The organism is Haloferax marinisediminis (genome assembly GCF_009674585.1).
GTDB lineage: Archaea > Halobacteriota > Halobacteria > Halobacteriales > Haloferacaceae > Haloferax > Haloferax marinisediminis.
Genome location: NZ_WKJP01000001.1, coordinates 339,196 through 358,752, shown reverse-complemented (window position 1 = coordinate 358,752; position 19,557 = coordinate 339,196). Strand labels below are relative to the sequence as shown.

At 63.3% G+C, this 19,557-nt stretch carries 23 protein-coding genes and 2 tRNA genes; 16 read left to right on the top strand and 9 right to left on the bottom strand.

What is annotated here, in order from left to right; translation table 11 throughout:
• Positions 1 to 5: 5 nt before the first annotated feature.
• Entirely contained in the window at positions 6 to 143 is a 138-nt protein-coding gene (locus GJR98_RS17395) for a hypothetical protein (RefSeq protein ID WP_191965404.1), read from the top strand.
• Positions 144 to 170: 27 nt separating this feature from the next.
• Here GJR98_RS17395 and argS read toward each other — a convergent pair whose 3' ends face one another.
• The gene (gene argS, locus GJR98_RS01920) at positions 171 to 1,934 is read right to left on the bottom strand and encodes an arginine--tRNA ligase (RefSeq protein WP_151134915.1); all 1,764 of its coding nucleotides are present in this window, start codon (positions 1,932 to 1,934) and stop codon (positions 171 to 173) included.
• A gap of 222 nt (positions 1,935 to 2,156) precedes the next feature.
• On the opposite strand from argS, the gene GJR98_RS18110 reads away from it, so the two are divergent.
• From GJR98_RS18110 to ribB, 3 genes are all read left to right on the top strand, one after another.
• Positions 2,157 to 2,312, top strand: a complete 156-nt coding sequence (locus GJR98_RS18110) for a DUF7563 family protein (protein WP_449271765.1) — start codon at positions 2,157 to 2,159, stop codon at positions 2,310 to 2,312.
• A 334-nt stretch (positions 2,313 to 2,646) separates the two neighbouring features.
• Entirely contained in the window at positions 2,647 to 3,360 is a 714-nt protein-coding gene (locus tag GJR98_RS01915) for a DUF120 domain-containing protein (protein ID WP_151134913.1), read from the top strand.
• On the top strand, positions 3,357 to 4,040 hold the full coding sequence (gene ribB / locus GJR98_RS01910) for a 3,4-dihydroxy-2-butanone-4-phosphate synthase (protein ID WP_151134911.1): 684 nt from the start codon (positions 3,357 to 3,359) through the stop codon (positions 4,038 to 4,040). Before GJR98_RS01915 ends, ribB begins: the two co-directional genes overlap by 4 nt.
• Before the next feature lie 18 nt (positions 4,041 to 4,058).
• Here the strand turns inward: ribB and GJR98_RS01905 are convergent, their stop codons facing one another.
• Complete coding sequence (locus tag GJR98_RS01905) at positions 4,059 to 4,949, bottom strand: NAD-dependent epimerase/dehydratase family protein (RefSeq protein WP_151134909.1); 891 nt, start codon at positions 4,947 to 4,949, stop codon at positions 4,059 to 4,061.
• Positions 4,950 to 5,040: 91 nt separating this feature from the next.
• On the opposite strand from GJR98_RS01905, the gene GJR98_RS01900 reads away from it, so the two are divergent.
• Positions 5,041 to 5,979 (top strand): branched-chain amino acid transaminase, encoded by a 939-nt coding sequence (locus tag GJR98_RS01900; RefSeq protein ID WP_151134907.1) that lies wholly within the window; start codon positions 5,041 to 5,043, stop codon positions 5,977 to 5,979.
• A 45-nt stretch (positions 5,980 to 6,024) separates the two neighbouring features.
• Here GJR98_RS01900 and GJR98_RS01895 read toward each other — a convergent pair whose 3' ends face one another.
• Positions 6,025 to 6,678 (bottom strand): DUF502 domain-containing protein, encoded by a 654-nt coding sequence (locus GJR98_RS01895; protein ID WP_151134906.1) that lies wholly within the window; start codon positions 6,676 to 6,678, stop codon positions 6,025 to 6,027.
• Between the two features lie 111 nt (positions 6,679 to 6,789).
• Positions 6,790 to 7,629: a proline dehydrogenase family protein gene (locus GJR98_RS01890; RefSeq protein ID WP_151134904.1), complete on the bottom strand. Its 840-nt coding sequence runs from the start codon at positions 7,627 to 7,629 to the stop codon at positions 6,790 to 6,792.
• A gap of 126 nt (positions 7,630 to 7,755) precedes the next feature.
• Here GJR98_RS01890 and GJR98_RS01885 point away from each other — a divergent pair, with 126 nt between their 5' ends.
• From GJR98_RS01885 to GJR98_RS01855, 7 genes are all read left to right on the top strand, one after another.
• Entirely contained in the window at positions 7,756 to 8,307 is a 552-nt protein-coding gene (locus GJR98_RS01885; RefSeq protein WP_151134902.1) for a CDP-2,3-bis-(O-geranylgeranyl)-sn-glycerol synthase, read from the top strand.
• Positions 8,308 to 8,555: 248 nt separating this feature from the next.
• The gene (locus tag GJR98_RS01880; RefSeq protein WP_151134900.1) at positions 8,556 to 8,804 is read left to right on the top strand and encodes a hypothetical protein; all 249 of its coding nucleotides are present in this window, start codon (positions 8,556 to 8,558) and stop codon (positions 8,802 to 8,804) included.
• 69 nt (positions 8,805 to 8,873) lie between these two features.
• Complete coding sequence (pyrE, locus tag GJR98_RS01875; RefSeq protein ID WP_151134898.1) at positions 8,874 to 9,404, top strand: orotate phosphoribosyltransferase; 531 nt, start codon at positions 8,874 to 8,876, stop codon at positions 9,402 to 9,404.
• 91 nt (positions 9,405 to 9,495) lie between these two features.
• Entirely contained in the window at positions 9,496 to 10,209 is a 714-nt protein-coding gene (locus GJR98_RS01870; protein ID WP_151134896.1) for a phosphoribosyltransferase family protein, read from the top strand.
• 88 nt (positions 10,210 to 10,297) lie between these two features.
• Entirely contained in the window at positions 10,298 to 11,785 is a 1,488-nt protein-coding gene (locus GJR98_RS01865; protein ID WP_151139364.1) for an NCS2 family permease, read from the top strand.
• Between the two features lie 170 nt (positions 11,786 to 11,955).
• On the top strand, positions 11,956 to 13,362 hold the full coding sequence (locus GJR98_RS01860) for an NCS2 family permease (RefSeq protein ID WP_151134894.1): 1,407 nt from the start codon (positions 11,956 to 11,958) through the stop codon (positions 13,360 to 13,362).
• A gap of 106 nt (positions 13,363 to 13,468) precedes the next feature.
• On the top strand, positions 13,469 to 13,723 hold the full coding sequence (locus GJR98_RS01855; protein WP_151134892.1) for a glutathione S-transferase N-terminal domain-containing protein: 255 nt from the start codon (positions 13,469 to 13,471) through the stop codon (positions 13,721 to 13,723).
• 41 nt (positions 13,724 to 13,764) lie between these two features.
• Here GJR98_RS01855 and GJR98_RS01850 read toward each other — a convergent pair whose 3' ends face one another.
• Entirely contained in the window at positions 13,765 to 14,115 is a 351-nt protein-coding gene (locus tag GJR98_RS01850) for an MmcQ/YjbR family DNA-binding protein (protein ID WP_151134890.1), read from the bottom strand.
• Positions 14,116 to 14,196: 81 nt separating this feature from the next.
• On the bottom strand, positions 14,197 to 15,171 hold the full coding sequence (locus GJR98_RS01845) for a transcriptional regulator (protein WP_151134888.1): 975 nt from the start codon (positions 15,169 to 15,171) through the stop codon (positions 14,197 to 14,199).
• Between the two features lie 142 nt (positions 15,172 to 15,313).
• Here GJR98_RS01845 and GJR98_RS01840 point away from each other — a divergent pair, with 142 nt between their 5' ends.
• Positions 15,314 to 16,582: a tRNA(Ile)(2)-agmatinylcytidine synthase gene (locus GJR98_RS01840; protein ID WP_151134886.1), complete on the top strand. Its 1,269-nt coding sequence runs from the start codon at positions 15,314 to 15,316 to the stop codon at positions 16,580 to 16,582.
• A gap of 18 nt (positions 16,583 to 16,600) precedes the next feature.
• On the opposite strand, the gene GJR98_RS01835 is transcribed toward GJR98_RS01840, so the two are convergent.
• The gene (locus GJR98_RS01835; RefSeq protein WP_151134884.1) at positions 16,601 to 17,050 is read right to left on the bottom strand and encodes a DUF7382 domain-containing protein; all 450 of its coding nucleotides are present in this window, start codon (positions 17,048 to 17,050) and stop codon (positions 16,601 to 16,603) included.
• Positions 17,051 to 17,125: 75 nt separating this feature from the next.
• Here GJR98_RS01835 and GJR98_RS01830 point away from each other — a divergent pair, with 75 nt between their 5' ends.
• From GJR98_RS01830 to GJR98_RS01820, 3 genes are read left to right on the top strand one after another with little or no spacing between them, the layout of a single operon-like run.
• Positions 17,126 to 18,175, top strand: coding sequence for an ATP-binding protein (locus GJR98_RS01830; protein ID WP_151134882.1), 1,050 nt, complete (start codon positions 17,126 to 17,128; stop codon positions 18,173 to 18,175).
• 20 nt (positions 18,176 to 18,195) lie between these two features.
• The gene (locus GJR98_RS01825) at positions 18,196 to 18,534 is read left to right on the top strand and encodes a CrcB family protein (protein WP_151134880.1); all 339 of its coding nucleotides are present in this window, start codon (positions 18,196 to 18,198) and stop codon (positions 18,532 to 18,534) included.
• Complete coding sequence (locus GJR98_RS01820) at positions 18,531 to 18,887, top strand: fluoride efflux transporter FluC (RefSeq protein ID WP_151134878.1); 357 nt, start codon at positions 18,531 to 18,533, stop codon at positions 18,885 to 18,887. The genes GJR98_RS01825 and GJR98_RS01820 overlap by 4 nt, the downstream gene beginning before the upstream one ends.
• 286 nt (positions 18,888 to 19,173) lie before the next feature.
• On the opposite strand, the gene GJR98_RS01815 is transcribed toward GJR98_RS01820, so the two are convergent.
• Positions 19,174 to 19,246: transfer RNA gene (locus tag GJR98_RS01815), tRNA-Asp, on the bottom strand.
• 30 nt (positions 19,247 to 19,276) lie between these two features.
• Positions 19,277 to 19,349: transfer RNA gene (locus GJR98_RS01810), tRNA-Asp, on the bottom strand.
• Positions 19,350 to 19,557: the final 208 nt, after the last annotated feature.

The following is a 19,557-nucleotide window of genomic DNA, read 5'->3' as shown; positions in this document are numbered from 1 at the left end:
CCCCTATGGCAGAATCTGAGTCCGTTCCCTTCTGGTGGATAGTGTTGTTCCTCGTACTCGCACTCGGCGGCGGCGCCATCACAGTCTGGGCGCTCGGCGGGTCACTCGTGTCCGCTGCAATCGCACTGCCGCTCTTGCTCTAACGCGAAAAAAGCCGTTTTAGCCCGTGTTCACATCGACTCGGGTGCTTCGACACCGACGATAGCGAGCGCGTTAGCGACGCTGTTCCGGGCCGCTTTGACGAGTGCCAGCCGGGCAGCACCGACGTCTTCGTCGGCGTCGAGCACCGGGCACTCGCGGTAGAACGTGTTGAACACTTCGGCGAGTTCGCGGGCGTACGTGGCGACTGCGTGCGGTTCGAGGTCGTCGGCCGCCGCTTCGATGACGGCGGGGAACCGCGCAATCGTGCGGATGAGGTCGCGTTCGGCCTCGGTGGTGAGCACCGATGGGTCGACGTCGCTGGCGTCGATGCCGGCGTTGGCCGCCTCGTTGACGATGCCACAACAGCGCGCGTGGACGTACTGGATGTACGGTGCGGACTGGGCCTCGAAGTTGAGCGCTTGGTCCCACTCGAACGTGATGGTCTTCGTCGGTTGCTTCGAGACGATGTCGTAGCGAACCGCGCCGATACCGACCTGTCGGGCGATGCGGTCGATGTCGGCTTCATCGAGGTCGTCGTCGCGGACGCGACCTTCGAGGCGCTTTTCGACTTCGTCGCGGGCGCGCGAGATGGACTCGTCGAGCAGGTCGTCGAGCATGACGCCGGTCCCCTTGCGGGTGGACATCGTCTCGCCGCCGGGGAGGTTGACCCACGAGTAGATGACGTTCTCGAGTTTGTCCACGTCGTTGCCGAGGATGTCGAGTGCGGCGCGGAGTTGGCCGGCCTGCAGTTTGTGGTCCTCACCGAGGACGGTCACGGCGCGGTCGAAGTTGTCGAACTTCCACTCGTGGTGGGCGAGGTCACGCGTCGTGTACAGCGAGGTGTCGTCCGAGCGGAGGAAGACGAGGTTCTTCTCGAAGCCGTAGTCGTCGAGTTCGAGTTGCCACGCGTCTTCCTCGTAGACCGCGTACTCGGTCTCTTTGAGGCGGTCGGCGAGGTCACGGGTGCTCCCGTCGAACATGAACCGCGTCTCTTTGACGAACTCGTCGAATTCGGCGGGGAGGCGTTCGAGACACTCGCGCATGCCACCGAGAACCTGGTCGACGACTTCTTCGACGCGGGCGTACGTCTCTTCGTCGCCTTCTTCGATGCCCTGGAGAATCTCCGTAATCTTTGCTTCGGCGGCCTCGACCTTGTCGGGGTCGGCATCTTCGAGGTACGCGTTGCCCTTGCGGTAGTAGCGGACGAGGTCGTACTCGATACGGTCGCGTTCTGGTTCTCCGTCGAGGTCTTCCTCGTCGAAGGTCTCGTACGCCCACGTGAAGACGGCCATCTGGCGACCGGCGTCGTTCACGTAGTAGTGGCGTTCGACGTCGTTGCCGGCGAAGTCGAGTAGATTTGCGACGGCGTCACCGATGACGGGGTTACGGGTGCGGCCGACGTGGACCGGTCCCGTCGGGTTCGCACTCGTGTGTTCGACGACGACGCTCTCCCCGGTCGATGGGAGGTGACCGTACTCGGTGTCGGTTGCTGCCGCGTCGAGGGTGTCGTCGTAGTAGGCGTCGCTCACGTGGAAGTTCACGTACGGGCCTTGCGTGTCGACTGCGCTGAGGTAGTCGTAGCCCTCGACGGAGATTTCCTCGGCGATGTCGGCAGCGACCTGTGGCGGTGCAGCACCGACGACGCCAGCAAGTCGGAAGGCGACGCTAGAGGCGAGGGTTGCAGGTACGTCCTCCGGCGGCTCTTCGACCCCAAGGTCGTCGGTGGGAAGGTCGAGCGACGAGAGCGCCGCAGAGAGCGCCGCCTCGACCTCCTCACGGAACTGTCTGAACATGTACGCGGATTCTCGACAGGCGGCTAAAGGCCTTTCCGAACCGTCCGGGCAGGTTCCACTCCAGTCCTGTTGGGACGCCGAATCGTCGCCGCTCGGCCACGTAATCACCCCCGAAAGTACCGTCTACAACTGATACCTTACTAGTTTGGTAGCATCGGTATAGTACGAGCAATCCACGGTAACATCGAGGCAGGACAGTCTGCCATCTCCCACCCCACAACCATGACGAACCAATGCAACCACTGCGAAGCGTTCGTGTCGAGGAACTTCATCCGTGTATTCGGTGACGACCAAGGAAACGTCTACGCCTGCCCCAGTTGCTCGGCGAACGCCGGCATCTCACAGGTGAGTGCCGAACGGAGAGCAGCAGAGTCCTGAGACGCCTCATCCCGGTTATCCCGCCGACGCACCCCACCCCTCACCCCCAACCCGCCATACCACCGCACACTCGCGTCTGCCTGCCCCACCCTCTCGCCCAGCACTCACTCGAACATCTCCGTCCCGTGCCTCCGCCCTCCTCCTCCCACCCTTCCGTGAGAACCCGAGCGAATGCGCACGTTCTCGCGGTATTGTTCTGACCGACGGACTTACCAACGGTGGCCCGAAACTCTCGATAGACGCTGCCCCGGCCGCCGTCGCCGCCGCCCATCTCATTTCTGGAATGCATCTCACATACGATACGCTTATGGGACGCGCATTCGAATCTTGAAGTATGTCAGAATCGGTAGTCGCCGCTACAGTCGGATACGACGAGTTGGCCACGCTGAAACTCGTCGCCCTCGACGGTGGCCGCTCCGGCCCAGTCAAAGTCTCCTGTTCGGGCCTCGCAGACAGACTGGGCGTCTCCAACCAGACGGCGTCTCGCCGTCTCCAGCGCCTCGAAGAGGCTGACTTCGTCGACCGCGACGTCGTCTCTGACGGGCAGTGGATAACCATCACCGACACCGGTGAGTCCGCGTTGCGGCGTGAGTACGCCGACTATCGCCGCATCTTCGAGTCGCCCTCCGTCGTGGTTCTCGACGGCGAGGTGACCGGCGGGATGGGCGAAGGTCGCCACTACATCTCACTTCCGGGGTACATGGAACAGTTCACCGAGCGCCTCGGCTACGAACCGTTCCCGGGCACGCTGAACGTCCGTCTCGACGACGACGCGATTCGCTCCCGTGCAGGGATGTCGGCACTCGATGCGGTCCCAATCGACGGGTGGGAAGACGACGAGCGAACCTTCGGGCCGGCCACGTGTTACGCCGCGGTCATCGAGGCGGACGGCGACACGTACGACCCGGTCCACATCATCGTTCCCGAACGGACCCACCACGACGAGTCACAGCTGGAGATTATCGCCCCGGACAAACTCCGTGACGTGTTGGACCTCGCCGACGGCGACAGCGTCACTGTTCGCGTCGAGGAGGCTGATTTCGAATGAGTCGTTCCGCCGAAAGCGACTACGACAGCGTCGAACGCGTCCTCGACGCGTTCCGCGCGGGCGAACCGGTACTCATCCACGACTTCGACGACCGTGAGGGCGAAGTGGACATCGTCTATCCGGCTGGTTCGGTCGCTCCGCGCGACGTTGCCCGTATGCGCAACGACGCCGGCGGCCTCGTCTGCGTCGCCCTTCCAGACGACGTCGCAGAGGCACTGTCGTTGCCCTTCATCGACGAGGTGCTCACCCACCCGGCGGCGAGTTCGCACGACCTCGCGTACGACTCCCGGTCGTCGTTCTCCTTTACGGTGAACCACCGCGAGTCGTTCACCGGCATCACCGACCGCGACCGCGCGATGACTATCTCGCGTCTCGCTCCCGTCGCCGAGGCGACTCGCCAGGGCGACTACGACGTCGTCGACTTCGGAAACGAGTTCCGCGCACCCGGCCACGTTCACCTGCTTCGTGGCGCGCCCAACCTCCTCGACGACCGGCAGGGACACACCGAACTCGGACTCGCCCTCGCCGACGAGGCGGACATCCCACCTGCAGTCGTCGTCTGTGAGATGCTCGACGACGAGAGCGGCGCAGCGCTCCCGAAGACTGCCGCCCGCGACTACGCCTCCCGACACGACTTCGCGTTCGTCGACGGCGACCGACTGCTCGAAGCGCTTCGCTGACTCTCGCCTGTTCGGCCGTTAGGCGCGTTCGTCGCGCCACGACCACTCGGGTTCCCACCCGAGCATCCGCCGTGCTTTCTCCGTCGAAACGAGTGATTCGTGCCCCGAGAGTGGCGACCGAATCTCTGCGTCGGGGTACACCGCCTGTGCAATCTCCGCCGACTCGACGGTGGTCGAGGTGTCGTCAGCAACCGCCCAGAACAGTTCGTGCCCTTCGAAGTCGGCTTCGATAGCCCGGCGAATCACTCGCGCGGCGTCGCCTCGTCCGAGATACGAAAAGAGCGTATTTCGTACCGTGTGGAAGAACCCGTCTTCGCGGAGGCCGGCGAGTGTCCGGTCGCCCTCTGCGAAGGTGGTCCGCGCTTCGTCTGTGCTCGGCATCCACGGGAAGCGAAGGCTGGCAATCGTCGTGGGTGCGTCGTCTCGCCGAGCGAATCCAGTCGCCGTCTCTTCGGCGATGTACTTCCCGAGCCCGTACGGGTTCGACGGTGTCGCCCGATGCGTCTCGTCCACGGGTAGATAATCGATTCGCGCGGGGTCGGGTTCGAACCCGCCGCCGATGGCGCTCATGCTCGACGCGAGGACGACGGTGTCGATGTCGAGTGTGGCTGCCGCTTCGAGGACGACGTACGTCGATTGGACGTTGCTCTCGAAGACGCGATGACCGGGGTCGTGGGTGGGTGTCGAGATGGTTCCGAGGTGGACGATGGCGTCGGCGTCGACGGCTGCGAGCGTCGTGACGAGGTCACCGGAGTCGGTCGCACTCACGCGGTAGTCGTGGTCCGCGTGGTCGGAACCACCGCTTCGACTGACGTTCGTGACGGTGTATCCGTGGTCGCGCAGGTGGCGAACGACGGTCGGACCGATGTTTCCGGTGCCGCCCGTGACGACGACAGATTCGAGTGACATACGCCAGAAATACCACTGAGAAAACATAGTCCCCAAGGACGCGGGGGTCGGTTCGTCATGATTTTAGAGGGGGGCCTGCGAAGGGCCTCACATGGGATTTGACGACATGGACGTGTCCACGATTTGGATGAACGGCGAATACGTGGACTGGGACGACGCACAGATTCACGTCCTCTCTCACGGGCTTCACTACGGCACGGGTGTCTTCGAAGGGGCCCGCGCCTACGACACCGACCGCGGTCCGGCTATCTTCCGCTGGGAGGAGCACCTCGAACGCCTCTACAGCTCCGGAAAGCCGTACAACATGGAGATTCCGTACTCGCCTGAGGAACTCACCGAGGCGACCATCGAGGTCATCAAGCGCAACGACCTCGGTGGCTGTTACATCCGCCCCATCGCCTACTACGGCTACGACTCACTCGGCGTCAGCCCCAAGGACAACCCGACAGACGTCGCCATCGCGGCGTGGCCGTGGGGAACCTACCTCGGCGAGGACGCACTCGAAAACGGTGTCGACGTGATGGTCTCGTCGTGGCGGAAGCACGCTTCGAGCCAGATTCCGACGAACGCGAAGACGACCGGTCTCTACGTGAACTCCCTCCTCGCCGGCGAGGAAGCCCGCCGGAACGGCTACGTCGAAGCCATCGTCCTGAACAAGGAAGGCAACGTCGCCGAAGGCCCTGGCGAGAACATCTTCATGGTCCGCGACGGGAAAATCTACACGCCCGGTCTCTCTCAGAGCATCCTCGACGGCATCACCCGCGACACCGTCATCACGCTCGCCCGCGAGCGCGGGTACGAAGTCGACGACAGCGCCATCATCAGTCGCGGCGAACTCCACACCGCCGACGAACTGTTCTTCACCGGCAGCGCCGCCGAAGTGACGCCCATCCGCAAGGTGGACAACGTCGTCATCGGTGAGGGCACGCGCGGTCCGGTCACCGAAGAACTCCAGACTGCCTTCTTCGACCTCGTGGAGCGTCGTACCGACGACCACGAAGAGTGGTTCACCTACGTCGACGAGCAGTAAACAGTACTACCACACATTTTCTGCAGACGCGACGCCGCTGAGTGACTACTCGTTTGCGACTGCGCCGTCTGCCGATTCTCCGGAGATGGTGACTTCTTCGGCCGTTTCCCCGTCTGATTCTTCCGTGACGTCGATGGTGTACTGGTCGATGTGGTCCTGCTCGGCGAACCCGGCCGAGAGGACACGCGTGAGTGCTTCTTCGACCCGTTCGCCGGTCTCCTCGATGTCGTCGGGGTCGACTTCCATCACGAATCCGGTGGTGATGTTCGGAGCAGTCGGCATGAAGATAATCTCCCGTCCGTCTGCGGTCTTCTTGCCCGTCTTGAACCCGGTCATCCGGATTCCCGGCCACGTCTCCAGACGGACTGGCTTCTGGAGGTCTTCGGTCCCGGTGAGCGCGGTTTCGACCGCGAGCTTAGATGCGTTGTAGAGGATTCGGACCAGCGGGACTTTGTTCATCATCGTGTCGAGGCCCGATTCGAGCAACCGACCGACGGTCGTCCGCATGAGATAGCCCACAGACAGGACGAGCATCAGGAAGACGATGATCGCGATGAAGAAGCCGTACGGTGGTTGAATATTCTCGATGATTGGCAGCTTGACGATGCTGGTGTAGAGAATAGATAAGACGTACAAAATGACGAGTAGCGGAACGAGGACCACTAGACCGCTTGCGAAGTCGCGTCTCCACGAGGACATTGATACGCGATACGTGTACCTGTGGGCTTAAGGGGATTTCTAGTACGGTCCGTCCTGCCGATACTCACGGTGAGTGGCACGTAGACGTTCGAAAAGGGAGAGATACCGTGACTAGATGCCGACGACTGCCCGGAGGGCGAAGAGCGCGTTCTCCTTGCGCTCGCGTACGCGGCGGTAGAAGTACTGGAACCACTTGTCGCCGTAGGGGGCGTACTGCCAGACTTCGACGCCCTCAGCGGCGAGGTCGCGCTGTGCGTCTTCGCGGACGCCCATGAGCATCTGAATCTCGTAGTCGCGGTCGTACTCTGCGGCGAGGTCGCGGGCGTGCGCGATCATCTTCGGGTCGTGACTCCCGACGGCGACGCCGCCGACGTACTCGTCGAAGAGGTAGTCGAGGAGGTCTTTGTACACCTCGTCGACCTTCGACTTCTTCTTGTGCGCGACGGACGCCGGTTCGTCGTACGCACCTTTTACGAGGCGAATCTTTCCGGGGACGTCCGCCAGCCGTTCGAGGTCGTCGGGCGTTCGTTTCAGGTTGGCTTGTACGCACAGGCCCATCCCGCCGCCGAATTTCCGAGCCAGTTCTTCGAAGGCGTCGAGCGTCACGTCGGTCGTCTCGTGGTCCTCCATGTCACACCAGAGGAACACGTCGTGTTCGTCGGCAGCCTCGGCGATTCGGCGGTAGTTCTCTTCGAACACCTCGTCGCCCACGTCGAGGCCGATTTGCGAGGGCTTGACCGACACACAGGCGTCGAGACCCGTCGACGCGATATCTTCGACCAACTGGACGTACACGTCTGCGTCCTCGTCGGCCGGCCCACGTTCGTGGTAGTGTTCCCCGAGCAGGTTCAGGATGACCGCCACGCCGTCGTCGTTCATCTGTCGAGCGTGGTCGAGCGCTTCGGCCGCGGACTCTCCCGCGACGAAATTGCTCGCGATGGGCGGAATCATGATGAACGATATCGACCGTCTGGTATTCAGACTTCTCATCTTCGGCGTTTGCTAATCGAGTGACTCCGTCGCCACTGCCTCGAACAAACCGTCGGAACTTACATTCCTCCCACCTGACGTACTCGTATGGCCGTCTCTCTCGCCGCTCTCGTCGTCACTGCTTTCTGGGCGATGTTACCTGCGTACGTCCCGAACAACGCCGCCGTTCTCGCTGGTGGTGGCCGCCCCATCGACGGTGGCCGGTCGTGGGGCGGACGGCGTATCCTCGGCGACGGAAAGACGTGGCGCGGAACCGCCGCCGGGACACTCGCCGGGACGCTTCTCGCGCTCGTTCTCAACGCCGTCGGACCGACCCTCTCCAGCATCGTCGGATTCGACCTTCCCACGTTCCCCCTCGCCGCCGGGTTCGGTCTCGCACTCGGTGCGATGCTCGGTGACATCGGTGCCTCGTTCCTGAAGCGTCGGTCGGGTCGCGAACGCGGTGCGGCCTTCCCCGGCCTCGACCAACTCGACTTCGTCGTCGGTGCGCTCGTCTTCGCGTTCGTCGCCGCGCCCGCGTGGTTCACCGCGACGTTCACGCTCCCCGTGCTCGTCGTCGTCCTCGTGATGACGCCGATTCTCCACGTCGTCACGAACGTGGGGGCGTATCTGCTCGGGTTGAAGAACGAGCCCTGGTAAACCTCCACCTTTCTTTTCGGGGGTTGCTCAAAAACGCGGAGCGTTTTTGGCATCACGAGACGCCAAAGGCGTCTCAAACGACATCGGCGACGGCAGAGCCGTCGCCTCAAACCCCCGGAAGAAAGCTGGACCAAAGAAGAGCCGCAAGGACTCGCTTCGCTCGTCTTGCGGTACAGTGCCGGTGTACACCACGCCGTGCCGCGGACCGATACACCCACAATGCCCGGTTGTGTCACGACAACCACACGATGGGGCTACTCTTGGAACTCCTGGGGCACATCTTCACCGGTGCCATCGAAATCTTCGTCATCGACGAGGCGCTGGACCAGAAGACGGCAAAGCGCCAACTGTGGGTCGCTCGACTCGCCGCAGCGAGCATCACCGTCGTCTCCGCTGCACTGGTCTGGACGGCCGCCTCACCGCTGCGGTGGGTCGGTGCGGTCGTTGGTCTCCTTGCGGTCGTATACGGCTTGGTCGCAGAACTCCGGTACCGGTGAGCCACGCGCGTTGCACCGTCCACCCGAACCGTCCCGCTTAAGCGCCTCTGTGATACCTCTCGAAACAAGATGGCGAACTCAGAACTCATCGCGGCGCTTCGTGACGCCGACGCGGTCCAGTTCGGCGAATTCGAACTCTCCCACGGCGGAACCTCGAACTACTACGTCGACAAGTACCTCTTCGAGACCGACCCCCGGTGTCTGAAACTCATCGCCGAGGCGTTCGCCGAGGTCGTCGCAGACGACGAGAAACTCGCCGGCGTCGCTCTCGGCGCAGTTCCCCTCGTCGCCGCGACGGCAGTCGAGACGGGCAAGCCCTACGTCATCGCCCGGAAGAAGGCCAAAGAGTACGGCACGGCCAAGCGCATCGAAGGCGCACTGGAGGAAGGCGAACACGTCGTCGTCCTCGAAGACATCGCGACGACCGGCCAGAGCGCCGTCGACGCCGTCGAAGCACTTCGAGACGCCGGTGCCGTCGTGGACCGCGTCGTCGTCGTCGTCGACCGGCAGGAGGGTGCTGACGAACTGCTCGCCGAACATGACATCGAACTACAATCTCTCCTCACTGCCGAGGACTTACTCGCAGACGCCGACCAGTAATACACGTCCGTGTCTAATACACGCCTGTGACTAATTCACGCACGAAACGCAATCGAAGTATTCATTTTTGTGCAAGCGCGAACGCGAAGGCATGAACAGAGCAGAGAAGGCCGCACTCCAGTTGCAGGCTGTCTCCGTGCTCCGGATGCTCAAAGAGACCCGGACGTACGACGAACTCGCTGAGTTGACTGGACTGCCGGCCGGGGACCTCAACCGCTACGTCAACGGGCACGTCTTGCCCGGGGTCGAACGCGCCCGAGAGGTCGTCGAAGGTGTCGGCCGTGACGCACTCGCGGACGAACTCGAGGCCCGCGTCCGTTTCGACGACGAAGGCTACGTCGACAACTCCGGCGTCGTGTTCGACCAGTCGTTCCTCGACCTCGTCGCCCCCGTCGCAGCGAACACGCTCGGATTCGAACGACCAGACGTCGTCCTGACGGCCGCGACCGACGGAATCACACTCGGTGCGGCGATGGCGAGTTACTTCGGTGCCCGCCTCGCGTACGCGAAGAAGTCCAAAGAGACGGCAGTCGAGGACTTCATCGAGTCCCGCCAGCGTCTCGCCTCCGGTATCGAACTGACCTACTATCTCCCCGCCAGTGCCATCGACGCCGGCGAACGCGTCCTCGTCGTCGACGACCTCATCCGCTCCGGCGAGACGCAGGAACTCCTCTTAGATATCGCCCTGCAAGCCGACGCCAACATCGCGGGTGTCTTCGCGCTCATCGCGGTCGGCGACAAGGGAACCACCCGCGCGAAAGAACTCACCGACGCACCAGTCGGTGCACTCAGCGTCTTCGAGTAACGTCTGCTACCATCTGACGCTGAGACGGGATTTCAGTACCCTTTTTACTCCGTTTCGCATCGACCCGACGGGTTACGATATGGATTGGATGCAGCAACTGGACGATAGCGTCGGCCTCGCCGGCGTGGTCGACTCCCTCGGGTCGTACTTCGACTTCGAGGCGCACGGGACGACGCTCCGAACCGAGGTGCTGGCGGGTCTCACGACGTTCCTGACGATGTCGTACATCGTCGTCGCCAACCCGGCCATCCTCGCGGGCATCGCGGGCGCGAAACCGGGAATCGTGCTGCCGGGCTTCGAGGTTGGGACGGTCCAGCAGATGCTGGCCGTCGTCACCATCCTCTCGGCCGCAATCGGGACGCTCGTCATGGCGCTCTACGCGAAGCGCCCGTTCGCACAGGCTCCCGGAATGGGAATCAACGCGGTGTTCGCTTTCACGGTCGTGGGGTCGCTCGGCATCCCGTGGCAGACGGCGCTCGCGGCCGTCTTCGTCGAGGGTGTCCTCTTCGTCGCACTCACCGCGTTCGGGGCGCGGAAGTACATCCTCCGTCTCTTCCCTGAACCGGTCAAACTCTCGGTCGGGACCGGTCTCGGTCTCTTCTTGGCGATTATCGGCCTGCAAGAGATGCGCGTCGTCGTCGACGACCCGGCGACACTCGTCGGTCTCGGAAACGTCGCCTCCGACCCGATTGCCATCCTCTCGGTCGTCGGGTTGTTCCTCACGTTCGGTCTCTATGCGCGCGGAACTCGTGGTGCCATCGTACTCGGAATTCTCGGCACCACGGGACTCGGGTGGGTCGTGACGCAACTCGGTCTCGTCGGACTCGACGCGGGGCTCGTCGTCGCCGCCGCAACGACCCCAGTCTCGATGCCAGTCGTCGGCGCGTTCGACCTCGTCGTCCCCGGTGCTGCCGCGGGCGCGACGTACGATATCTCGCCGATTGCCGGGTCGTTCGTCGGCGGGTTCTCGAAGGTCGAACCAGTCTCGTTCGCACTCGTCGTCTTCGTGCTGTTCTTCGTGGACTTCTTCAACACTGCCGGGGCGCTGACGGGTGTCGGGCAGGCCGCGGACTTCCTCGACGAAGACGGTGACCTCCCTGACGTGGAAAAACCGCTCATGGCCGACGCGGTGGCGACGACTGCCGGCGGTGCACTCGGCACGTCGCCCGTGACGACCTACATCGAGTCGGCGACCGGTGTTCAGGAAGGCGGTCGAACCGGGATGACCGCGCTCGTCGTCGCACTCTTGTTCCTCGCGGCGATTCCGTTGGTTCCGCTCGTCGCCGCGATTCCGCTGTACGCGTCGCACATCGCGGTCGTCGTCATCGGCGTGGTGATGCTCCAGAACGTCGTCGATATCGACGTCGACGACACTACCTCGCTCATCCCTGCGGGCCTCACGATGTTCGTGATGCCATTCACGTACTCTATCGCCTACGGTATCGCCGCGGGCATCGTCTCGTATCCGCTCGTGAAAGTCGCCGTCGGTGACGTCGAAGACCTCCGCCTCGGCCACTGGGCGCTCGCGGCCGCGTTCGTCGGCTACTTCGTCGTCCGGTCTGGCGTACTTTCCTGATAACTGGACAACAAAAACTCCATCTTTCCAGTACTGTTTGGTGTGAAAGTAGTCATGGCCGTGTTGGTCGTCTCTCCGAAATACACCATTTAATGCACGAATGTGTATATATTTTCTCGGTAGATGGCAATGCTTATGTGTGCAATCATGGGTATGCTTAGTCGTGCATCATGGGGCTCTCTGAAACCCTCGCAAATTACTTCGACGTGCATAAACACGGGTCCTCGGTAGGGACCGAAATCATCGCCGGCATCACGACGTTCCTGACGATGTCTTACATCGTCGTCGTCAATCCCGCCATCATGACGGGTATCCCAGACGCGAAACCGGGTGTCATCATCTCCGGATTCGGCCCTGGGCAGGTTCAGTCGATGCTCGCGGTCGTAACCATCCTCGCCGCCGTCATCGCCACATTAGTGATGGCGTTCTACGCCAATCGACCGTTCGCGCAAGCGCCCGGTCTCGGCCTGAACGCGTTCTTCGCGTTCACCGTCATCGGCGCGCTCGGCGTCTCGTGGCAGACTGCGCTCGCCGCCGTCTTCGTTGAGGGATTGATCTTCATCGCTCTCACGGCCGTCGGCGCACGCGAAGCCATCATCAAAGTGTTCCCACAGCCTGTCAAGATGGCTGTCGGGACCGGTATCGGACTCTTCCTGACGATCATCGGCCTGCAAGCGATGGGCATCGTCGTGAACGACCCCGCGACGCTGCTCACGCTCGGTGACCTCGCGTCCAACCCGGTCGCAATCGTCTCCGTCGTTGGGCTGTTCCTCACCTTCGCTCTCTACGCCGCAGGAATTCCCGGTTCGATCATCATCGGCATCGCTGCCACCTCGATTATCGGGTGGGCGCTCACCACGTTCGGTGTCGTCTCCCCCGAGGCTGGTCTCGTTGCTGGCTCTTCGGCCGCAACCTACGACATCACGCCCCTCGCCGGTGCGTTCATCTCCGGCTTCGGTGGCATCGAGGCGTTCAGTTTCGCCCTCATCGTCTTCACGTTCTTCTTCGTGGACTTCTTCGACACTGCAGGCACCCTCGTCGGTGTCGGGCAGGCCGCAGACTTCCTCGACGAAGACGGCAACCTCCCCGACATCGACAAGCCGCTCATGGCTGACGCGATCGGGACGACCGCAGGTGCCATGCTCGGAACCTCGACGGTCACGACCTACATCGAATCCGCGACGGGTGTCGAAGAAGGCGGCCGCACCGGTCTGACGGCGCTCGTCGTCGCCGGCCTCTTCCTCGCGTCGCTCGCGCTCATCCCGCTCGCAACCGCAGTTCCGCTCTACGCGTCGCACATCGCGCTCGTCGTCATCGGCGTCGTGATGCTCCGCAACGTCGTCGACATCGAATGGAACAACCTCTCGCACACGATTCCGGCTGGCATGACCATCCTCATCATGCCCTTCACGTACTCCATCGCCTACGGCATCGCGGCGGGCATCGTCTCGTACCCGCTCGTGAAGGTCGCCTCCGGTGAGTACGACGAGATCAGCGCGGGCCAGTGGGCACTCGCTGTCGCGTTCTTCGTCTACTTCGTCGTCCGGACCTCCGGCATGCTGCAAGCGCAGGTCTGAGACGGCGTCACCCCGATTTTCTTCCCCCTTTCTGAAGCTCCGCTAGTTGCACCGCTGATACACAGCTCCGCCGAGCTTTTTGTAGTGGCCTCCATACCAACGGTCGATGTCAAACCTCATCCTCTACGAACTGGAGGGTTGCCCGTTCTGCGCGAAAGTCAAGAACAAACTCGCCGAACTCGACTTAGAGTACGAATCGCGGATGGTCCCTCGTGCGCACCCCGAGCGGACCGAAGTCGAAGAGATTAGCGGCCAGACGGGCGTACCGGTCCTCGTGGACGAGGAGAACGATATCGAAGGGATGCCCGAGAGCAGCGATATCGTCGAGTACCTCGAACAGACCTACGGCGCAGCGAACTAAGCACCGACCGCCGCCACCTCGCTGTCGGTCGCGCCTTCGAACTACGCTTTTCTGCGGAACGCCGTCTCGTAACTCGCACGGAGTGCGTCTGTCAGTTCACGGACTCGGTTCGGTTCGATATCCACGGTCACCCACGACCCGACGAGTCGGCCGTTCGCCTCGAACGGGAGGATTCTGTGGTGTGCTGCGACTGCCACTCGGGCATCGTCCGGCAGCGACGTGAACGACAGGCCCTGCTCTGAGACGACCGCGAACAGTGTCCCGTTCGCTCGGAACGACGGCTTTCCGAACATCGTGGTTCGCTCGACGGCTGGCCACGACCCCACGACTCGTGCCACCGCTGCTGCGAGCGACTCCACCTCCGCCCGCGACGCCTCTCTCGACTTCGACATACCTGTCGCTACGTCAGGAATCACGATAACGGTGTGTGACGCGACGCACGCGTGGGACGTGCCGAACGAGGGTTTGTCGCGTCAGATTTCGGCCGGGTCGCGGGCGCGTTCGCGAATCAGGTCGCGAATCTGGTCGGGGTCGTTGATTGCGGCGAGTTCTTCACAGCTAACGATACCGGTTCCGTCGACCGACTGGCGCTTCTGGTTCTCTTCGACGAAGTACACAGAGCGCGTGCGGGTGATTTCACCCAGTGACGACATTATCTGTGCGCGCTTTTCGGCGGAGCGGGTGAACGGCGAGTGACCGGTGAGGACGTTGGTCTTCTTGCGTCGGCCGGCGTCTTCGCTCACGGCTTTGAACGGCGCGCGGGACGTCGGGTGGACGGTAAAGCCCGCCTGCGTGAGGACCGAGACGACGTGTTCGTCGTCGGGGTCTGCTGCCGGGTCTTCGGGAGTTGGCTCGGACTCACGCACGTCTTCGGCTCCTTCCAGTACGTCGACCGGGTTCGAAAAGGGCCGGTCGAACAGCTCTTCGAGTTGAATCGCGACGTCGATGCTCGCGTTCATCCCGCTTTCGTACTTCGAGACGGTACGACGTGAGACGCCGAGTTCGGTCGCGAGGCGGCCGAGACTCCAGCCACGTTCTTTCCGCTCTTCGGCGAGGATGTCGCCGTCGATGCTCACGTAGAGGCCGCCGGGCGCGGCGTAGATGAGCGGCGGGACGCCCTCGACGAACATATCCATCGCGGAATCGGGGTTCAACACCGGCACGCCGTGACGGAAGTAGACGACACCGGGTTTGAGATCCTCGTCGCGGGTCCGAAGGCCGATGACGAGGGGCGTCGCGTCGAGATACGACCCGAGGCGTCGCATCTCTGCACCGGTAACACCGTCGAACGCGTCGATGTTTCCGAGGATTTTGAGGAGCAACAGGTCCTCACCTCTTCGGGCGGCGAGGTCGAAGCTCTTCGGCCGGATGGCAATGCGGTCGCTCACGACGAAACCCGCATCTTGGAGCATCGCGGCGATATTACCAACCAGCGCTGACCGGGACATAGGGGGCAATAAGTGATTCGGCCCATAAAGCGTTTTCCCCGGAAATCGCCGCCCTCGCGGACTCGTCTCCCTTCTCTCGGCCCTGTTTATATAGTCGGACTGACCCGAAAGGCGTTACTTCACCCTTCGGCTATCTCCCCCGATGACCGTCATCGGCCTCGACGACACGGACTCCCGAACCCTCGGGATGTGTACGACCTACCTCGCGACACTCGTCGCCGAGGCCATCGAGGCTCGCGGCGGAACCGTCGAACGGCGACTGCTCGTCCGGTTGAACCCTGCCGTGGAGCACAAGACGCGTGGCAACGCCGCGTTGGCCCTCCACACCGACCTCCCCGCAGGGACGGCGTTCGACCTCGCCCGCGAGGAACTCGACCGGTGGGCAGTCACCGAAGACGAGCGAACCAGTCCGGGCCTCGTCGTCGCACCCGGGTCGCCCGAGACAGTCTCGACGGCGGTTGCTGACTTCGCCCGCGGCGCAGTCCGCGACTTCCACGACGTAGACGATGCTGAGACGCTCGCCGACAGGTCTGGATTCCTGAGCGCGGGATGGCACGGTGGTCGTGGTCGAATCGGTGCGCTCGCCGCCATCGGTGCGTGGGCGGCCTTCGACGAGTGGACGTACGAACACATCTCGTACCGGGAGTTCCACCGCTGTGGAACGCCGCGCGACGTGGACGTAGACTCCGTTTTCGAGGCCGCCGACGCCGGCTATCCGGTCGCGTGGGATACCGTCGACCACGGCGAGAACGAGGCCGTCTGCGTCCCCAACGCACCCGGGCCGATTCTCTACGGAATCCGCGGCGACGACCCAGACGTGGTTCGTGACGTCGCCGACGCAATCGAGTCCGAACCCGTCGACCGGTCGGCGACGTTCCTCACGAACCAGGGGAGCGACGCGCACCTCCGTGACGGAACGCTCTCTGAACTTCGGGACGGGCGGGCTTATCGAACGACCGGAACAGTGGTCACAGACCCGGAGACTCGGACTGGCGGCCACGTCTTTTTCGACATCGAAGCGGACGACACGACGGTCACGATGGCCGCGTTCGAACCGACGAAGCGGTTCCGAAACCGCGTCCGCTCGCTGCGCGTCGGTGACCGACTCACCGTCTGCGGCGAGGTGACCGAGGGAACGCTCAAACTGGAGAAGTTCGCGGTCCGTGACCTCGTTCGGACGGAACCAACGACACCTGTCTGCCCCGACTGCGGCCGAACGATGAAGAGCGCCGGCCGAAATCAGGGCTATCGCTGTCGTGACTGCGACACCGAGGCACCCGGGAAAGTAGCGCGTCCGGTCGACCGAGACCTCGAACGCGGCTGGTACGAGGTGCCGCCGTGTGCACGCCGACACATCGCCAAACCGCTCGTTCGGGGCGGATTCGACGCCCCGACGCACCCAGAGCGGTGAGGCGCGTACGCTGACGGTTCAGGCCTTCACGACCCAGATATTCGTGTTCTCTCGTCGGTCCACGAACGAACTCCCGGCGGGTGGTTTCACGTCCACGACGAGCGTGCCGTCTTCTCGATTCGACCCGAGTTCTGCGTCGAGCGACAGGGTCGCCGTCCCGCCATCGTCGGTCTTCGCCCGTGGCACGCCAGTACCGTCGATGTCAGCGGTGCCGGATTTCACGATGACCGTCGCGCCTTCGACTGGGTTACCCTCGTGGTCGACGACGACGAACGTCAGGTCCTGTTCACCCGGTGTGACCACGTCGGGCGTCGGTTTCACGTCGAGTTCTGAGGTGGCGAGTCCCTGCACTCCAGAGAGCATGTTGAGCATGACGCTCATGCTGGCGACGCCGACGACGAGGGCGACGACGAGACGAACTGGCAGGCCTTCGATGGCACGCGTATCGGAGCGGAACGTATCGAGCATACCCCGTCTGGCCGCGGTTTCGTATATAAATGCTCGTCCGGAGGTTCAAGAGCCATTCCGCGGCCAACAGTCGCTATGCACGTCATCGGTCGACACTCGGACGACGATGGACCGCTCTGCCGCTTCGGCACGTACCGCGCCCGCGACGGAAGCGATGGTGCCCCCGTCGGACTCGACGTGAACCACCCGCACGCGGCCGTCGTCGTCGGCAAACGCGGCAGTGGGAAGTCGCACACGCTCGGTGTCGTCGCCGAAGGACTTGCGCACGCCGATGGCGTCGCACCGGTCGTCGTGGACCCGATGGGCGTCTTCACCGGTCTCGAAGATGCACCGGTCGAGGCCACGGTCCATTGTTCGCCTACAGTCCGTGCCGACGCGCTTCCGCCGAGTGCGTGGCCAGACCTCCTCGGCCTCGACCCGACTGGACCCGTTGGGTCGTTCGTCTGGCGACTCGCGGCCAGTGCTGATTCGCTCGCGGAGATGCGTGCGGCAGTCGCGGATTCAACTGCATCGCCTGCGACGCGACGGGCAGCGACGAACCACCTCGCACTCGCGGAGTCGTGGGACGTATTCGACCCCGATGGGTTGGACCCTGCGGCGCTCTGTGGCGCGACTCCCGACGTCCTCGACCTTTCGGGGATGGACGCAGAACCTGCAAGTGCCGTCGTCCGCGTCGTTGCCAGCGGCCTGTACGATGCCCGCGTCGCGGGGACAGTCGACCGGATTCCGTGGCTCTTGGTCGACGAAGCGCACGCGTTCGTCGGGACGACTGCCGAACCTGCGATTCGAACTATCTTCACGCGTGGGCGCGCACCAGGGGTCGGCATCATGCTGGCGACGCAGCGTCCGTCGGCACTCCCCGACGTGGCCCTCTCGCAGGCTGACCTCCGAATCGTGCATCGACTCACTGCCGGCCCGGACGTGTCGGCGATGGCGGCGGCCGACCCGACGTACTTCGACGAGTCGCTCACAGCTCGACTCCCGCGCCAACGTGGGTGCGCACTCGTCGTCGACGACACGACGGAGTCCGTTCACGACGTTCGCGTGCGCCCGCTCGAGACGCGTGATGGTGGTGCAACCCCGACAGCCACCTCCTCGCGCGCCGCTTCCGAAACCATAGAGTAACCCACCGGAGGAGTGTCAGTATGGACCGCTCGGAACTGGCGTTGGTCGCCGCCGGCGGGTTTGTTGGGGCGACCCTTCGCTATCTCGTCGCCGTCGGCGTCCCCGGAACCGGCGGGACACTCATCGTGAACGTCCTCGGGAGTTTCGTCCTCGGGACGTTCGTCACGACTGTCTCCTCTCGCCGGGTGCAGTTGCTCTTCGGGACGGGTCTCCTCTCCTCGTTTACCACCTACAGCACCTTTGCCGTCCAGACCGCCGGCCTCACGATGACGGGCGGACTCCTCAACGTCGGCGCGAACTACGCACTCGGCTTCGCCGCTGCAGCGCTGGGCCTCGTCGTCGGAGGGAAGAAACTGTGAGCCTCTCGGCTACGTCCGTCGTGTTCGTCGGCCTCGGCGGGATGCTCGGTGCCGTCTCCCGACACGTCGTCGACCAACAGATCGTCGGCAAGTGGAGTACCTTCACTGTCAACGTCCTCGGGAGCATCGCACTGGGGTTCGTCGTAACCGCGCCGGTCGGTGACCCACTCGCGACGCTCGCCGGAACTGGATTCTGCGGGGCGTTCACCACCTTCTCCTCGTTCGCCGTCGGTGTCGCCGAACTCCTCGACGTGGGTGACTACCGGACGGCGGCGCGCTACGCCTTTGGGACGTTGTTGGCGGCGTTGATTGGGGTGGCGATTGGCGGTGCGATGGGCGGTATCGTCGGCTAACGTCTCGCCCGTCGAGGGGGCTAGTAGTTCAGCAGGCTCTCGGGGAGGCGAAAGCCGGTGTTGTCTCGTTCGAATTCGAACGAATCTACGACTGCATCGAGTGTCAGAGGTCCGTAGACGTGTGGGAACGCACATCGTCTGTTGGTTGATGGGTAATAGTTCGCCCGCCCACGCTCGCAACGCTTCGCGTTGCTCGCTGGTTCAAATCCCTTTGTCTGGCGTTTACAGCACGAAGAGGGTCGCGACGCGACGAGACGCGTCGCTTGGCCTGTGACGTTCGGAAAAGCGCCCGAGGCGGGATTTGAACCCGCGTCACGACCGTGACAGGGTCGTATGATGGGCCACTACACCACCCGGGCTTACTGAAGTGAGTTGTCGGATACGGAGAGCGCCCGAGGCGGGATTTGAACCCGCGTCACGACCGTGACAGGGTCGTATGATGGGCCACTACACCACCCGGGCCCTCCGTCTGCAATCATTCGTAGCCGAGGTTTATAGATAAGACTTACCATCTCGATTGCCCTTGGCGTGCGGTACCGCGATTCTTGCCCCGAAGACATTTATATCGCTATACCCCATGCCAATACGTGACGATTCGCGCATCTCCGGTGCGTGACCTCCGATAGCCCCGCTTTTCGTAGACGCAGTTAACAAGGGTTAAATGGGTGGC